Origin of the sequence: Synechococcus sp. MU1625 (assembly GCF_020514205.1) — a bacterium.
Taxonomy (GTDB): domain Bacteria; phylum Cyanobacteriota; class Cyanobacteriia; order PCC-6307; family Cyanobiaceae; genus Parasynechococcus.
The window spans coordinates 125,820-141,065 of sequence record NZ_VTLA01000003.1 but is presented as its reverse complement, the minus strand read 5'-3'; the positions used below and the strand labels follow the sequence as shown (position 1 = coordinate 141,065).

14 protein-coding genes and 1 tRNA gene are annotated in these 15,246 nt (G+C 62.8%); 8 read left to right on the top strand and 7 right to left on the bottom strand.

From position 1 onward, the window contains the following. Positions 1–154: 154 nt before the first annotated feature. Positions 155–1,276 carry a sensor histidine kinase KdpD gene (locus tag FZX13_RS07830; RefSeq protein ID WP_226409127.1) on the top strand — a complete coding sequence of 374 codons (1,122 nt, stop codon included), beginning with the start codon at positions 155–157 and terminating at the stop codon, positions 1,274–1,276. On the opposite strand, the gene cobS is transcribed toward FZX13_RS07830, so the two are convergent. Then, entirely contained in the window at positions 1,236–2,006 is a 771-nt protein-coding gene (gene cobS, locus FZX13_RS07825; protein WP_226409041.1) for an adenosylcobinamide-GDP ribazoletransferase, read from the bottom strand. The genes FZX13_RS07830 and cobS overlap by 41 nt on opposite strands. Positions 2,007–2,035: 29 nt before the next feature. On the opposite strand from cobS, the gene tgt reads away from it, so the two are divergent. After that, the gene (tgt, locus tag FZX13_RS07820) at positions 2,036–3,154 is read left to right on the top strand and encodes a tRNA guanosine(34) transglycosylase Tgt (protein WP_115024928.1); all 1,119 of its coding nucleotides are present in this window, start codon (positions 2,036–2,038) and stop codon (positions 3,152–3,154) included. 31 nt (positions 3,155–3,185) lie between these two features. After that, positions 3,186–3,329 carry a photosystem II reaction center protein K gene (locus FZX13_RS07815; protein WP_025362038.1) on the top strand — a complete coding sequence of 48 codons (144 nt, stop codon included), beginning with the start codon at positions 3,186–3,188 and terminating at the stop codon, positions 3,327–3,329. Between the two features lie 4 nt (positions 3,330–3,333). Here the strand turns inward: FZX13_RS07815 and FZX13_RS07810 are convergent, their stop codons facing one another. Next, positions 3,334–4,068, bottom strand: a complete 735-nt coding sequence (locus FZX13_RS07810; protein ID WP_226409039.1) for a WecB/TagA/CpsF family glycosyltransferase — start codon at positions 4,066–4,068, stop codon at positions 3,334–3,336. 48 nt (positions 4,069–4,116) lie between these two features. Here FZX13_RS07810 and FZX13_RS07805 point away from each other — a divergent pair, with 48 nt between their 5' ends. Further along, on the top strand, positions 4,117–7,293 hold the full coding sequence (locus tag FZX13_RS07805; RefSeq protein WP_226409037.1) for a glycoside hydrolase family 15 protein: 3,177 nt from the start codon (positions 4,117–4,119) through the stop codon (positions 7,291–7,293). A 15-nt stretch (positions 7,294–7,308) separates the two neighbouring features. Here the strand turns inward: FZX13_RS07805 and FZX13_RS07800 are convergent, their stop codons facing one another. From FZX13_RS07800 to FZX13_RS07785, 4 genes are all read right to left on the bottom strand, one after another. Further along, the gene (locus tag FZX13_RS07800) at positions 7,309–8,316 is read right to left on the bottom strand and encodes a Gfo/Idh/MocA family protein (RefSeq protein WP_226398372.1); all 1,008 of its coding nucleotides are present in this window, start codon (positions 8,314–8,316) and stop codon (positions 7,309–7,311) included. Positions 8,317–8,353: 37 nt separating this feature from the next. Further along, positions 8,354–9,637: a hemolysin family protein gene (locus tag FZX13_RS07795; protein ID WP_226409035.1), complete on the bottom strand. Its 1,284-nt coding sequence runs from the start codon at positions 9,635–9,637 to the stop codon at positions 8,354–8,356. 13 nt (positions 9,638–9,650) lie between these two features. After that, positions 9,651–9,723 (bottom strand) — tRNA-Ile (locus tag FZX13_RS07790). A gap of 12 nt (positions 9,724–9,735) precedes the next feature. Continuing rightward, positions 9,736–10,236: a hypothetical protein gene (locus FZX13_RS07785; protein WP_226409033.1), complete on the bottom strand. Its 501-nt coding sequence runs from the start codon at positions 10,234–10,236 to the stop codon at positions 9,736–9,738. A gap of 56 nt (positions 10,237–10,292) precedes the next feature. Between FZX13_RS07785 and pyrE the strand changes: the two genes are divergently transcribed. Then, on the top strand, positions 10,293–10,865 hold the full coding sequence (gene pyrE / locus FZX13_RS07780; RefSeq protein WP_226409031.1) for an orotate phosphoribosyltransferase: 573 nt from the start codon (positions 10,293–10,295) through the stop codon (positions 10,863–10,865). Continuing rightward, positions 10,862–11,656 carry a folate-binding protein YgfZ gene (locus tag FZX13_RS07775; RefSeq protein ID WP_226409030.1) on the top strand — a complete coding sequence of 265 codons (795 nt, stop codon included), beginning with the start codon at positions 10,862–10,864 and terminating at the stop codon, positions 11,654–11,656. The genes pyrE and FZX13_RS07775 overlap by 4 nt, the downstream gene beginning before the upstream one ends. Here the strand turns inward: FZX13_RS07775 and FZX13_RS07770 are convergent. After that, entirely contained in the window at positions 11,638–13,113 is a 1,476-nt protein-coding gene (locus tag FZX13_RS07770; protein ID WP_226409028.1) for a TM0106 family RecB-like putative nuclease, read from the bottom strand. The genes FZX13_RS07775 and FZX13_RS07770 overlap by 19 nt on opposite strands. A gap of 53 nt (positions 13,114–13,166) precedes the next feature. Here FZX13_RS07770 and FZX13_RS07765 point away from each other — a divergent pair, with 53 nt between their 5' ends. Both FZX13_RS07765 and rdgB read left to right on the top strand, forming a co-directional pair. Further along, positions 13,167–14,630 (top strand): phosphoglucomutase/phosphomannomutase family protein, encoded by a 1,464-nt coding sequence (locus FZX13_RS07765; protein ID WP_226409026.1) that lies wholly within the window; start codon positions 13,167–13,169, stop codon positions 14,628–14,630. Then, complete coding sequence (gene rdgB, locus FZX13_RS07760; protein ID WP_226409024.1) at positions 14,627–15,208, top strand: RdgB/HAM1 family non-canonical purine NTP pyrophosphatase; 582 nt, start codon at positions 14,627–14,629, stop codon at positions 15,206–15,208. The genes FZX13_RS07765 and rdgB overlap by 4 nt, the downstream gene beginning before the upstream one ends. The last annotated feature ends 38 nt before the right edge of the window (positions 15,209–15,246 follow it).

Here is a 15,246-nt window from a genome sequence, read left to right as displayed (position 1 = left end):
TGCACAACAAATGCAACCGTTGTGAGAGATGGTGGGCGTCTGTTCACAAAGAACAGCGCCTCGGTCGATAAGAGGATCTTAAGACTTTTCCCAGATTTTTCAAGTCCCCCTCCCGCAGGCTTGCTCAAGCACGTGAATGGATCGACCGGATCTGATGCAACTCACCGATCGATTCTTTGAATTCACAGACCAACAGCTGGCTGATCTAACCGCCAAAGAAGGCATTCAGCATCTAGGGCTTTACGTCAGTGCACCACCCAATCAACAAGGTCCACCCTTGCTGCTTATCCGGCAATGGTCCGCCAATGAACGGTCCCTTCCCGCCGCCGACGCCGACCCGTACCTGCGCCTGCCGCATCAAAGTCGGCGTTGGTACCCCCTACAGGATGCCGGATTGATCCTGGGAGCACTGCGAGCCGATCTGGATCCTCAACGGAGCTGGAATCTGAGCTTGGACCAGCGAATGCGGCGCAGTGCTGCTGCCATCAGCCACGCTCTTGGACGAGACCTGGAATGCCTGCAACTCCGCCAGGAACTGAGCCAACAAAACGACCAACTGCGCACCCTCGTTCACCAATTGCGCAATCCATTGGCGGCCCTGCGCACCTACGCCCAGCTGCTAATGCGGCGCCTCGAAGCTGACAGCTCCCACCGTCCACTCGTGGAGGGCATGCTTTCGGAGCAAAGGCAACTGGGCCAGTACATCGACGTTCTGGATGACCTTGGACAACAGCGCCTGCCACAGCAGGAGACCCTGGGCCCGACCCTCTTACCCCCCGGGCCCGCTGCAGGCGAGGCAACGATGCGAAGCCTGCTGATGCCTCTGCTGGAGCGAGCGGAAGCGACAGCAAGCCTGCAGGGCCGCCCCTGGGAGGGGCCGCAAGCGTGGCCCCAATGGATTGATCAGCCGTCCCAAGACGGCACCATTGCAGAAATCGTCGCCAACCTCCTGGAAAATGCGTTCCGCTACAGCCCAGCGGGTTGCAGCGTGGGCCTGTGTCTGTTGCCCGACGGGCTCTGCGTCTGGGACGACGGACCGCCAATCCCCATCGAGGAGAGGGAGATGATTTTCGAGAGGGGAGCGCGGGGATCAACCGGCCAAGACCGTGCCGGCACCGGCCTTGGGCTCGCCCTCGCACGGTCCTTAGCGGAACGGCAGGGCCGCAACCTCCGCCTCTGCGTGGAGCCAACCACGATCGCTCCGGATCTGCCCGCTGAGGGCAATGCGTTCATCCTCAATTGGCCGGCAGAAACAACGCCAGGCCGAGCAGCGTGATCATCTCGGTCAGAACGAGAACCGCTCCATAGCTGTCGCCGGTATGCCCCCCCAGACGTCGCCCGAGGCCCTGGGCAACAAGGATCGCCACAACACCCCCCAAGAGAAGAGGGAGGGGCGCCACAAGCGCAGCTAGCAGCGCCACAGCCAGCAACGTGGGCAGTGCATCCCAGAGCGGCCTGGCGTTGTCGCGATGAAAAGCAGCGGTTCCATCGACCCGCAGATAGTCGAACCGCACCATGGCCCAAAGCGGTGACACCCGTGCCCAGAACGCAGCCAGACAGAGCACCAGTGGGGCCTGGGGCCCCAGTTGGATCAGCGCCGCGACTTGCAGCAGCAGCACCATCACGAGAGCCAGCACGCCACTGGCACCCACCCGGCTGTCCTCCATAGCCTCCAGCCTCCGTTCCACAGGCGCCCCGAGGCCATCCGCCGTGTCGATCAAGCCGTCGTGGTGCAACCCACCACTGAGTTGGATTCCGAGAGCCACCACGCAGGGGGCACAGGCTGCAGGAGGCCAACCCAACCCGGAAAGACAACTCCAGAGCAGCCCCTGCAGCGCTCCGATCAGCAGCCCCATCCAGGGAGCAAAGCGAGCGATGCGCTGAAACGAGGGCTGCGGCCAGGGCCATGCGGGCAGCACCGTGTAGAAGATCCAGGCTCCCGCCAGATCAGACAGCCAGGACGGAGCGCTCCGGGGAATGGCGTAACGGGTGCAATCAGCCCTCACCGTAGGTTCATTGCAGGGGCAGATCGGCCTTGTTCGGCTTTGAGATCAACGCGCATTGCGCCAACACAGCGGCCCGGTGCGGCACGTTTACGACCCCTCATGGGCCGGTTCAAACACCACGCTTCATGCCGGTGGGCACCCTGGCGACCGTTAAGGGCATCAGCACCGAGCAACTGAGCCACACGGGTGCCCAGATGGTGCTCTCCAACACCTACCACCTGCATTTGCAGCCCGGCGAAGAGATCGTGGCAGCGGCAGGTGGCCTGCACCGTTTCATGGGCTGGGACGGGCCGATGCTCACCGACTCCGGGGGCTTTCAGGTGTTCAGCCTGGGGGACCTCAACAAAATCGATGACCGCGGCGTGGTGTTCCGGAACCCCCGCGATGGACGCACCATCGACATGACACCGGAACATGCCACCCGCATTCAGATGGCCCTCGGGGCGGATGTGGCCATGGCCTTCGACCAGTGCCCGCCCTATCCGGCGACGGAGAACGACGTCATCGATGCCTGTCGCCGCACCCATGCCTGGCTCGAGCGCTGCGTCACAGCCCACACACGCGTGGATCAGGCCCTGTTCGGCATCGTTCAGGGCGGCTGTTTCCCGCATCTACGGCGGGAGAGTGCCCGTGCCGTCGCCTCCTTTGATCTACCGGGAATCGCCGTCGGCGGCGTCAGCGTCGGTGAGCCCGCGGAGGAGATGCACCGAATCGTGCGGGATGTCACGCCCTTACTCCCCACGAACAAACCGCGATATCTGATGGGCATCGGCACCCTGCGAGAGATGGCCATCGCCGTGGCCAACGGCATCGACCTCTTCGACTGTGTCTTGCCCACCCGACTGGGTCGCCATGGAACAGCACTGGTGGGCGGCGAACGCTGGAATCTGCGCAATGCCCGCTTCCGCCACGACCACACACCCCTGGATCCGAGCTGTTCCTGCGTGGCCTGCACTGGACACACCCGGGCCTATCTGCATCATCTGATTCGCAGCGAGGAACTTCTGGGCCTCACCTTGCTGAGCATTCACAACATCACGCAGTTGGTGCGTTTCACGTCCGCCATGGCACAAGCCATTCGCGACGGCTGTTTTTCAGAGGATTTCGCTCCCTGGGAGCCGGACTCACCAGCTCATCACACGTGGTAGCGTCCAGCCCAACGCCTTTTTGATGCAAGGGATGGCCGCCTTTACCCTCGACCTGCTGGCACAGCTGCCCGAGGCCTATCAGGCCTTCTCTCCGCTGATCGACATCCTTCCGTTGATCCCGGTCTTCTTCCTGCTGCTTGCCTTTGTCTGGCAAGCCTCTGTGGGCTTCCGCTGATCCCTCAACCCATCCGGATCACATCCACAACGAAGGCCGGCAGCGAAAGCATGCGTCGCCAACGGGAGGGTTCCTGGATGAGTCGATACAACCACTCCAGCTGCATCCGGCACATCCATCCGGGGGCACGTTTTTTGGTGCCGGCCCAGACATCAAAACTTCCGCCAACACCCATCCACAGCCCTGGCTGACCAGACGAAACCCGCTCAGACCAGGTTTCCTGACGCGGCACGCCCAGGGCCACCAAAACGAGATCCGGCTTCAATGTCTTGAGCTGAGCCTCAATGCCAGGCCAGACCTGGGGTGATTGATAGCCATCCACAGCGAGGGCAAGATTGAGCCCGCTGATGCGCTGGGGCAAGTCCGCCCGCAGGGTCTCCATCACCTCAGGTGAAGCACCCACCAAAGCAACTCGCCATTGATGGGCTGCTGCGTAATTCAGCAAGGTCCAAGCAAGCTCGATCCCTGCTGTTTTGACGACACGGATCCGCTGACGCGCCAGGGCCCAGACCACTCCAGCCCCATCCGGAATCACCAAATCAGCGGTCCCGATCGCTTGCCCCAGAGAGGCATCCGCCCGAGCAGACATCGTCATCTCGGCATTGAGGGTGACGATGCGTCCCCCTCCCCGAGCGTGCAGGCCGAGAGCTGCAGCACAGACGTCGCGGCAGGCATCCACAGGCACGCCGAGCACCTCGCAGCGGCGGCGGTCATTGGGAGTGGTGCTAACAGGATCCATGGCCGAGGGGCTGCGTTGGAGAATTTAGGGGTGGTGATGGATGAGGGCATGGTTGTGACGACGACGGAAACCCTTCCGCAGAACCACGCCACAAACCTTCAGCGTCTGGATCAATCGATCCAACGGGTCGTTCTCGATCGGCAGGACCCGATCAGCGGCCTGCTCCCCGCCAGCACCGCCCACACCATTCATGGCAACTATGGAGATGCCTGGGTGCGGGACTGCGTCTATTCGGTGCAGTGTGTTTGGGGACTGGCCCTGGCCCACCGCCGTCAACAGGGGCAAACCAGCCGACGATCCTGGGAACTGGAGCAGCGGGTGGTAGCCCTCATGCGCGGCCTGATGCGCTCGATGATGCGCCAATCCGTGAAAGTGGAGCGCTTTAAGGAGAGCCTGCATCCCCTCGACGCGCTCCACGCCAAATACGACAGCTGCACCGGTGAATCGGTGGTAGCCGATGACGCCTGGGGCCATCTTCAACTGGATGCCACCTCTCTGTTCTTGCTGCAGCTGGCGCAGCTGACCAAGGGCGGTTGCGCCGTGGTGCAGAGCCGTGACGAGGTGGATTTCCTCCAAAACCTCGTGCACTACATCTCAAGGGCCTACCGCACCCCCGATTACGGGATCTGGGAACGCGGTGACAAGGGAAACCATGGACTGCCGGAGCGCAATGCGAGCTCAATCGGCATGGCCAAGGCCGCCCTGGAATCGCTTGATGGGCTTGACCTCTACGGCCCCCATGGCGACGGCAGCTGCGTCCTGCTGATTCCTCAGGGGGCCATCGTGCGCCTGCGTCGCGCCCTGCAAGGGCTCCTGCCACGGGAATCCGCCAGCAAGGAAGCAGACAGTGCCTGTCTCTCCGTGATTGGTTATCCCGCCTGGGCAGTGGAAGATGCTGCCCTGGTGGAGCGCACGGGCCGTCGCATTCGACGGGAACTGGGCGGGGCCTACGGCTACAAACGCTTCCTTCGGGATGGTCACCAGACGGTGGTGGAAGACGTCAGCCGCCTGCACTACGAAGCTGAGGAGCTCGCCGCCTTTGAGGGGATCGAGTCGGAGTGGCCGTTGTTTCTGGCCTTCGAATTGGTCACCGCATGCTGCGAAGGCCGCTCGGACGAGGCCCAGCGCTTGCACAGCAAGCTAAAGGCGTTGGCGGTCGAACAAGACGGAGAACGTCTCTACCCGGAGCTTTATCAAGTCCCTGGCAGTGTGGTCGACCAGGAACGGATGAATCCAGGCAGCCAGGCCAGGGTGGCGAACACCAATCTGCCGCTGATCTGGACCCAAAGCCTCGTCTGGCTGGGGGAAATGCTGCTCAACGATCTGATCCGCCCCGAAGACATCGACCCCTGTGGGCGCAGGGATCCAAAGCAACTGGGCGCCGAGGCAGTTCTCGTGGCGATGGCTCCCGAGACGGATGCCGTGCGCCACGCACTACTGGCTGCAGAGGTGCCGATCGACCCAACCACGGTGATTCCCGTGCTGTCGTCCGACGAGCTGAAACAACGGCTGAAAGCGGCCGGCACCAATCCGCGGCTGGAGCTCAGCGGACGCCCTGGGCACCGCGTGGAAACTGAGGACACCGCTCGCGTCTACCGCCAAGACGGCTCTATCAGCGTGTTCACCCCGTCGGTTCTGGAAGACCGCAGCAGCTATCTGGCTGATGACCCTGAGGAGATGCTGGAAAGCGTTGTGGATGAGCTGCATCTGCTGCAACGGCACTGGCGGGGTGTGGGGCTGCCGCTTCTGGTCATTCCCATTCGTGAAACAGCCCTGGATCAGCATCGTGACGTCATCCTCAAACTTGCCGATCAACTCAGCAGCGGCGTGATTGAAACCATCCCCGTCCGGTTGGGCCGCCTGAGTCAGCTGGTGGATCAGGGGCAGGAGGTCCAGCTCCCACCGCTTCAGCAGAAGCCCGTCCCGGCATCCGATCAACCCCAGCATGTGCTGCGCGACGCCACCGATCTACGGGACCTGACTGCTGCTGAGGAGCAGGAGTTGGATGAGACCCCAATCGAACAGTTGAGCCAGCGCCTCTGGAGCAGTGGGCTGCTGCATGAACAAGCCGAAGTACTGGAATTGCTGCAACGGCGTCTCGGACCTCAAGGGATTCAACGCAGCCCCGATGGGCATCCGGTGGCCCTGAGCAACCTGCTCGAGGAGGTTTATCAACGGGGCTTGCGATGTGAAGACTGGAATGTGGTGCGGCGCTGTGCCGGCGCCATGGGCATGGTGCATCCCCAGCTGGAAGATGCCCTGACCGATCTTCTCGTCCGCCAGAAACAAGTGGTGGTGGGACGCAACTACACCGGCGACTCCAGGCTCCGTCAACCGATGGACAGCGCTGCCATCGCCGAACGGATTGAGACGACCAGCGGGATCGACGGTCGTGAACGCATGCTCGAGCAGGAACTCCTGCTGGCCCTCGACAGCGTGGCGCGGCGGGAGCCAGCCCTACTCAAAGGCAGCCTCACCCTGCAGCTGGGGCAGCTGATGCTGCTGCTGACATCGGAGCTGGCCGTGGAGAAAATGCTCAGTCAGGACGAGGCCTTTGAAGCCCTCTGCAGCGAAGCACCCCACGCCATCCGCAAACGGTTGCGCGCGGTGCTCGAGGATGTGGACCATGCCAAGGCAGCCCTGCAACGTGGCGAACAGCTGCACGTGAGCGGGAGGGTGCAGTGGTCCGTTCCCGACCCATTGGAAGAAACGCCCGGAGGCGGCGACTGGCTTCAACACCGCATCCGTCTGGGCTCATTCCAGAAAGTTCCCCGCGATTTCTATGCCGGCATCTGGTCCCTGTTGCAACACTGCCGCGGCCTTGTGATCGGCGACAAGCTGGAACGGCGCAATCGACTCAACAGCCGTCTCGTCCTTGAGAAAACACCCGGCGAACGCAATTTCGCCGTCCAAGTCGACCATCTGCTTAGTCGGATCAAAGCACCGGAATACCGGCAACTCTGCAGCGAATGCCTGCTCTCGCTGATGGCCTTTGTCGAAGCCAATCCGGAGGTGCGCTTCGAGGATGACCTAGCCCTCGACGTGGTGATCGGTCATGCCGTCCGAGTGGGCTGGCAACAGAGTCATCCATCCCTCAGTCCTGAGAACTACCCGCAGCAGAAAGCCCAGGCCTGGGGGCAGTTCTATCGATCTTCTCCCGGTGACTGTCGGCGCTGGCAGGTCACGGCGTTGCGGGAGCTGGCCGCACAAGAAGGGCTGGTCTGATCCGAGTCAGGCCCGTCAGATGGGTGCAGGCAAGGGTGCCCCGGTATCCGGGTGTTCGACAGCCTGCTCGATCAGGTCGGCCAGCTTGAGTGCACGCGACGCTTGAAGACCATCCACAGCAGGGGTTTCCCGGCCGCGCACGCACTGGAGAAAGTGCTCAAGCTCGGCGTAGAGCGGTTCGATGGACGTGGTGCTCACCTCCTCGATGAAGCCGTCATTGCGGTACAGCAGCTCACCGTGATCTGCGGAATACCACTCATGGGCGCGGCGATGGATGTGCAGGGTGTGGTTGAGGAAGTCGGTTTCCACCAGGCTTGAGCGGCAGTGCGCACTCAGGCTGCGGATCTTGCGGTGGCTCATCTTGCTGGCCGTGAGGCTGGCCACAACACCATTCTCAAAACCCAGCGTGGCATTGACGTAATCAATCGGTCCCTCGGCACTGCGACCACCGGCAGCGGCAAGCCTGACAACGGGTGCCTTGGCCAGCTCCAGCACAAGGTCAATGTCATGAATCATCAGGTCCAGCACCACGGAGACGTCGTTAGCCCGATCGGAATGGGGGCTGTGGCGACGCCCCTCGAGGACCACGACTTCTTCGTTGGCCACCACCTTGGTGAGTTCACGAAAAGCGGGGTTGAACCGCTCGATGTGACCAACCTGCAGCAGACAACCGGCTGCTGTCGCAGCCTCGATCAGCGCGGTGGCCTCGTCTTGACTCGCCGCGATCGGCTTTTCGATCAGAACATGCACACCCGCTCGAAGACAGGCCAGGCCGACGGGGTGATGCAGAAGGGTGGGAACAGCGATGCAGACCGCCTCCACCTCAGAAAGCATGGCGTGGTAATCCCCAAACCAGCGGCAGCCGAATTGCTCCGTAGCGAGCTGTCCGCGCTCGGCATCGGGATCCGCAACTCCCACCAAGTCGGCATCCCGCAGAAGGCTGAGCACACGAGCGTGGTGCCAACCCATGTTGCCGATTCCGATCACCCCGACCTTCACTGGGACCATGGGGTCGGGAGACATCAGAACGGGCAGTCGGTTGGGGGAAGACTATCGGCCTTCAGTCGGAATCATCCTCTGGACTAGGAAGAACGAGCCGGACGCGGTCAATCCGCGGCCCTGCCATGGCCGTGATTTCAAACTGCAGGCCGTTGAAATGCAGCGCTTCCCCAGCGGATGGAATGTGCTGAAGCCGCTCCAGCAGGAAACCCGCAAGGGTGTGATGGTCATCCGCCTCGGGCAGATCGAGGTCCAGCTGACGGTTCAGCTCGAAGATCTCCAGATCTCCCGCCACCAGCCAAACACCAGGGCAGTCCTTTTCCTCGAGCAGATCTGGCTCATCGGTCTCGCCGGGATCCTCATCACCAACGATTTCTCCGGTGAGATCTGCTGCTGTCACGAGCCCCTCAGTGCCGCCGTGCTCATCCACCACCAACAGAAGCGGCTGGCCACTTCGAATCATTGGCAGCAGCTCCGCCAAGGTGCAGGTCTCCAGCACGGGCACCGCAGGCTGGAGATAGGGCTCAAGCAGCGAATCGGCCTGGAGCTCTCCCCGTGCAATCGGTTCAGCCATCTGACGGAGATCCAGCACGCCACGCACATCGTCCAGCGACTGGCCAATCACCGGGAACCGCGCGTGACGGGTGTGATGCACGGCTTCCATCAGCTCCGCGAAACGGACCGTGGCCGGCAGCGTGACCATCCCGGAGCGAGGCACCATCACCTCCCGCACCTGGGTGTCCCGCAGGGCGAAGACTCCTTCAAGAATGTTCTTTTCATCGGGAAACAATCCCGTGACCCGCCCGGATTCCACGAGGGTTTCCAGCTCACCGGCAGAGAGTGCTGGCACCAATACATCCCACTGGGGAGCCAGGCCGAGCAGGCGCATCAGCAGGCCTGCCAGTGCCTCAAGCAGGTTGAGCAGCGGAGCCAAGCAGCGCATCACCACCTCCAGCAACGGCACCAGTCGGAGCGCGGAGGATTCCGGACGGTTCAGCACCCAGGCCTTGGGCAGTAAACCGGCGACCAACGTGGCGAGCAGCACGATCCCGAGAAACAGCGCCGTATCCCGCCAGGCCACACCTAGGGAGCCATCCGACCAGAGCCGACCCCCCAAACCGCGGCCTGCCCAGCCCAAAGCCACTAGAGCGAGGGTGGAACCCAGCTGAGAAACCAACAAAGCCCGCCGCAGGCGTCGCTGCAGACGCTGAATGGAGCGGGCCCCGGTCTGCTCTTCCTCCACAAGCACTTCGACACGGCTGGGGCGAAGCCGCAACAGGGCCACCTCTGCGGCCGCGAAGAAGGCCGGTAAAACCAGCAGGACAGCCAGCAGTAAAAGCCGCATCAACAGGGGGGAATGGGGGTCGCGAGGATCGAACTCGCCTTAGGCGAATTATGAGTTCGCTGCATTCACCAGATTGCTAGACCCCCTCAAAGAGAGTGTTACCACAGGGGAGTGACGTCGGGGAAGTCATCGGGCATTGGTCGTTCCAGGTCGGATTCGTTTATGTCGGAGGCGGCCAGGCTGCCGTCGAATCCGCTCGGAATATCGAGGTTCCGCAACGGCAGCGGCGGACTCTGCTCCTCCAGCAGAGCTCCGGTCGTGTTTTGCAGGGCGGATCCGTCCCAGATCAGGGTCTGATCCGGAAAGCCCAGGCCCATTACCCGATTCCCCTCGATTCCTCCAACCGCGATACCCAGAAAATCAGTCAGTTGATGAAGGGGATCCACACCCCTGGCCATGGGTGAGGTCCAAGTGAACAGGCGACGGTTGATCAGCTCACTGGTGGTCTCCGTGGGATGGCACACCGTCACTTCCACGGGAGCAGAACCACTGCCCGGTGGAGGAGCCTCGATGCTGGTCGTGCAGACCAGCGGGCCTGCTAGCACCGATGGGCCAGCGAGCACCAACAATCCCGAGCGAAAGAACGAGCGCAGCAGCACCGGAGGAAACAGCTCTAAGCGCAAACTAAGGACATCTGCGAAGCGCGGCCAGACCCATGCCTGAATCGTCGAGTGTCCCGACTGAGCGGGAGCAACTGCTGAGCCGCCTGGCCACCTTGGCCTACCGGCACGGAGACTTCACCCTTGCGTCAGGCCGCAAGAGCGAGCACTACGTGAACTGCAAACCAGTAAGCCTGAGCGGCTCTGGCCTGGCCTTGATTAGTCGCGCCATGCTGACCCACGTGGAAACTGATGCAGTCGCCGTGGCCGGCCTCACCCTCGGAGCAGACCCACTGGTGAGCGGTGTCGCCATGGCCGCCGCCGATCAGGGCCGTGATCTCGATGCATTAATCGTCCGTAAGGAGGCCAAAGGCCATGGCACTGGAGCCTGGCTGGAGGGACCACTACCAGCGCCCGGGGCACTGATCACCGTGCTGGAAGACGTTGTAACCACAGGGGGGTCCTCCCTCAAAGCGGTCCGGCAGCTGCGCGACGCCGGCTACTGCGTCAAGAGGGTCGTCACCATCGTCGACCGGGAAGAAGGGGGCGATGCCGCCATGGCTGCTGACAATCTCGAGCTGATCAGCCTGTACAAATTGTCTGAGATCGCCGCCGTCACCAAGGTATGAGCAGGCTGTTTTGGGACGCCACATTCCCCCAACTGCGCCTGAGCGGCAGCGGAGCCTGCCAGTTTCTTCAGGGTCAGACCAGTGCTGACCTCAACGCACTCCAACCCGGTGATCTCCTGCAGACCTGCTGGCTGACCGCAACGGGACGCTTACGGGCGCTGCTGGAAGTCCGTCTGGATACGGATGGAGCCGATGTGATCGTTCTGGCGGGAGATGCTGCTGCGGTTCACGCCGGATTCGATCAGGTGATCTTTCCAGCCGATCGTGTGCGACTCCAACCCCTGGCCCAGCGGCGCCGGCTGCAATGGCTGGAGCCTGACGCTGCAGTGATCTGGCCTGAGCCGGATGTGGCATTGCCAGAGCCATGGGCATTAGGAAAGCCCGCCACCGCCGCGGCATTGGAGCGTCGGCGGCTCCAGAGCGGCTTCCCACCAGGGCCAGGTGAACTCAATGGCGAGACCAACCCTCTGGAACTGGGACTCGTGGCTCGAATCAGTACAGAGAAAGGCTGCTACCTGGGACAGGAGACCATGGCCAAACTCATCGGGAAAGCGGGGGTGAAACAAGAGCTGCGCTGTTGGAGCTGCCGCAGCCCGCTGTCGAGCGCCACAAAACTCACCCTGAAGGGAGAGCGGGCCGGGGTGATCACCAGTGCTCTCGAACACGACAACGCGTGGATTGGACTGGCCCTGGTTCGCCGCCAATGTCTTGCCAGTGAAACGCTGGAGGGACCCAATGGGGAACTGCTCCAGCTCAGCCGACCTGAGGCGTTTCAGGATCCCGACGTCTGATCCTGTTGCAGCAACCAGGCGGCAACAGCCCAGGTGGCTAGGCAGTCATCGCGGTTGTAATCGAAGATCCAGCTCAGCCCATGCCTGTTGCCGCGTCGATCTGGGCCATCGCCCTGCCACTGCCGCCACCACAACAAGGCCCTGGCCCCGTCAGCACCGACCTGACTCCAACGGAACCCCTGCCAACCGGCCACGGCCTTGAGGCCGTAACTGGCCAATGGCAAGCGCCAGTGACGCCGCACCCGGGCATGAACATCCACGAGACGGTGACGAAGTTGCTGAAGTTCAGCCTCATCGACACCTTGCCGCTCGGCCATGCGCCTTAAGGCCAGGCTTTCTGTTTCCCCGTAGTGAAGAATGGGCCACCCCCGGTAGTGATTCAGCAGGCGTTGCAACCGAAGCCAGCAACGGGGTTCACCGTGCTCGGCCAGGGCCAGGATCGGGTGATAGGCCACTGAAGCGAGGTCCCAGTCCCCACGTTCGGTTCTGTGCAAGACCAGAAAACCGTGGAGAAAGTCGTGACGGGCGTCGGGGTCGGATTCGATGTCGTAAAGGAGCACACCAGGGCAGTCACGAAGTTCCGGAAGTGCCGGTGCAGCGTCCAAGCGTTCCACCCGACCATCGCGCTGCGCCCTGGCCTGGGCCACCAAGGCTGCAGCCACCTCACCATGCTGATCACCGAAGCGTTGAAGCTGCTCAGCGAGCTGCATCGGATCAGCAGCGGCCAGATCAGATAGGCCGCGAATCCCAAGCTCCAGCAACATCTCGCGGCGCTTGGCTCCGATGCCGCTGACCTCACTTAAGTGCCCTTGCTCCGCCGCCACGGCGTTACAAACACCCCGCCAGCTGCAGAGTGAGCACTTGCGTCGATCGGCTGCCAAAGGAGGGGGGACCGACCGCTCAAGGTCCTCACGCAGTTTGCGCAACCCTTCCGAAAGCTGTCGCCGCATGCTGTTCGACAGATGGACCCGCTCCTGTTCCAGCCGCCGGCCGCCGCCGCCGAGAACCAGCATGGATGGGACATCGCCCTGTTGCACCTGCTCGAGCAGCAGAGCCATCAGCGCCAGGGGCAGCTGATGTTCCCGAGTAGTACGACGGCCCTGACGTGCCAGCACCGGTTGATAGGCGAAGTCGCCCCAGCGGCTCTGGCCCTTGACCCGCCTGAGCAGGGGAGGATGCGCCTCCAACGGTTCCCCGGAAGGGCCCAGACCCTTCAGGCGCAGACCCACCACGGCGTCGGCACCGGCAACACAGGCGGCCCAGCCATGGCCTGGTTTGCGGGGCATCAATCCCACAAAACATCGCTGCTGGTCATCCAGCAGCAGATTGCGATGGGCGGTCCAACGTCGCTCAGCAGGATTTCCATGGCGATCGAGCCAGGCCTTGCGACGACAACGCAGCCAACTGCGCAGCAACCGGTCGGTGAGGGCGTTGTCGGCAGGCGGGGTGTCACCCATCCGCCGACCCTACGGCTGCCAGCTGCTAGATCCACTGAAGTGCAGGCTGTGCCATGGCATCGGCTCCCCTCCCCCTAAGCCCAGCTCCAATCAAGTTCGGCACCGATGGCTGGCGCGGAATCATCGGTGTCGACATCACCGTGGAGCGCTTATTGCCCGTTGCCGCTGCCGCGGCCCAGGAGCTCGCGCATCGCGCCCCAGAAGGCCACAACAGCCGAACGGTGGTCATCGGTTATGACCGGCGCTTCCTGGCTCCCGAACTAGCGGAAGCCATCGCCGCCGCCGTGCGGGGTTGTGAACTCGAGCCCCTACTAACAGACACCGCTGTCCCCACACCGGCCTGCAGCTGGGCCGTGGTGGAGCGCAAAGCCCTTGGAGCGCTGGTCATCACCGCCAGTCACAACCCGCCGGAATGGCTGGGGCTGAAGATCAAAGGCCCCTTCGGCGGGTCAGTCGAGGGCGACTTCACCGCCGCAGTCGAACGACGACTGGCCGCCGGCGGCATCACAGCACCGATCAAAGCGGAGGTCGCCCGTTTTGATGGTCGGGGCGAGCATCTCGAAGGTCTCCGCCGCAAGCTCGACCTCACCGCACTGCTGCGGGGCCTCAAGGCCATCAACCTGAAGGTGATCGTGGATCCGATGCACGGCTCAGCCGCCGGGTGTGTGACGGAGCTACTCGGGCCTGAGGCCCATGGGGTGGTGGAAGAAATCCGCAGCGATCGCAATCCTTTATTCGGTGGTCATCCGCCGGAACCCCTTGCGGCCTATCTCGAAGAGCTGATCACAGCGGTGAAGACCTCAACCGACGCGGGGAGCCCTGCCGTGGGATTGGTCTTCGACGGCGATGGGGACCGCATTGCCGCTGTGGATGAAACAGGTCGGTTCTGCAGCACTCAGCTGCTGATGCCCCTGCTGATCGATCACCTGGCCCGCGCCCGGCAGCTGCCAGGAGCAGTGGTCAAGACCGTGAGCGGATCTGATCTGATGCGACTGGTGGCGGAAGCGCAGGGACGCGACGTTCTCGAGCTCGCTGTGGGCTTCAAGTACATCGCCGCGGAGATGCTGGCGGGGGACGTACTGATCGGCGGCGAGGAATCTGGTGGAGTTGGATTCGGCATGCACCTGCCCGAACGGGATGCACTGTTCGCAGCAATGCTGGTGCTGGAAGCCCTTGTTGAAGGGAAGCAACCCCTGGGAGCTCGACTGGATGCTCTCCAGGCGCAGCACGGAGGCAGTAGCCACTACGACCGCTTCGACCTGCGACTGGCTGACATGGAGGCACGCCGACGGCTCGAGACCCTGCTGGCCCAGAGCACACCTTCGACCATCGCAGGGGCAAAGGTGCTGGAGGTGATCACCACAGACGGGATCAAACTGAGAATGGGGCCCAGCCACTGGCTGATGCTGCGCTTTTCCGGAACCGAACCTCTACTGCGGCTCTACTGCGAAGGGCCCGATGCCGATCGGGTGGATGCTGTGCTGGCCTGGGGCAGGCAGTTCGCGGAGGCCGCATGAAGGCACTGGTCATCGCCAGCGGAAACGCCGGAAAGATTCGTGAATTCCAGGGTCTGCTGCAGGCCCTCCCCGTCACAGTGCGGCCCCAGCCTGAGGGTTTGGAGGTGGAGGAGACAGGCAGCACGTTTGCCGCCAATGCCCGTCTCAAAGCTCAAGCGGTTGCAGCTACTACAGGGGAATGGGCGTTGGCCGACGATTCAGGCCTAAGCGTGGACGCCCTGGATGGCGCCCCGGGTGTTCACTCCGCCCGCTACGCCCCCACCGATCCGGAACGCATCGCGCGGCTGTTGAAGGCGCTGAACGGCTCAGAGCAACGCCAAGCCCATTTCTGCGCTGCGCTCTGCATCGCAGCCCCCGATGGATCCGTTCTGCTTGAGGTGGAAGGCCGTTGCGACGGTTTGATCACGGCGTCGCCTCGGGGGGAGCAAGGCTTTGGCTACGACCCGATCTTCGAAGTCGCTGGAACGGGCCGCACCTTTGCCGAGATGCCCCTGGCTGAGAAAAAACAGCATGGCCATCGCGGCAGAGCCTTCAGCCTCCTGGAACCCCAACTGCGTCATTTGCTCCAAGCAACGTGAAGCAGACGCGTTAATTCGTAGTCAGTTCAGCCATGGTC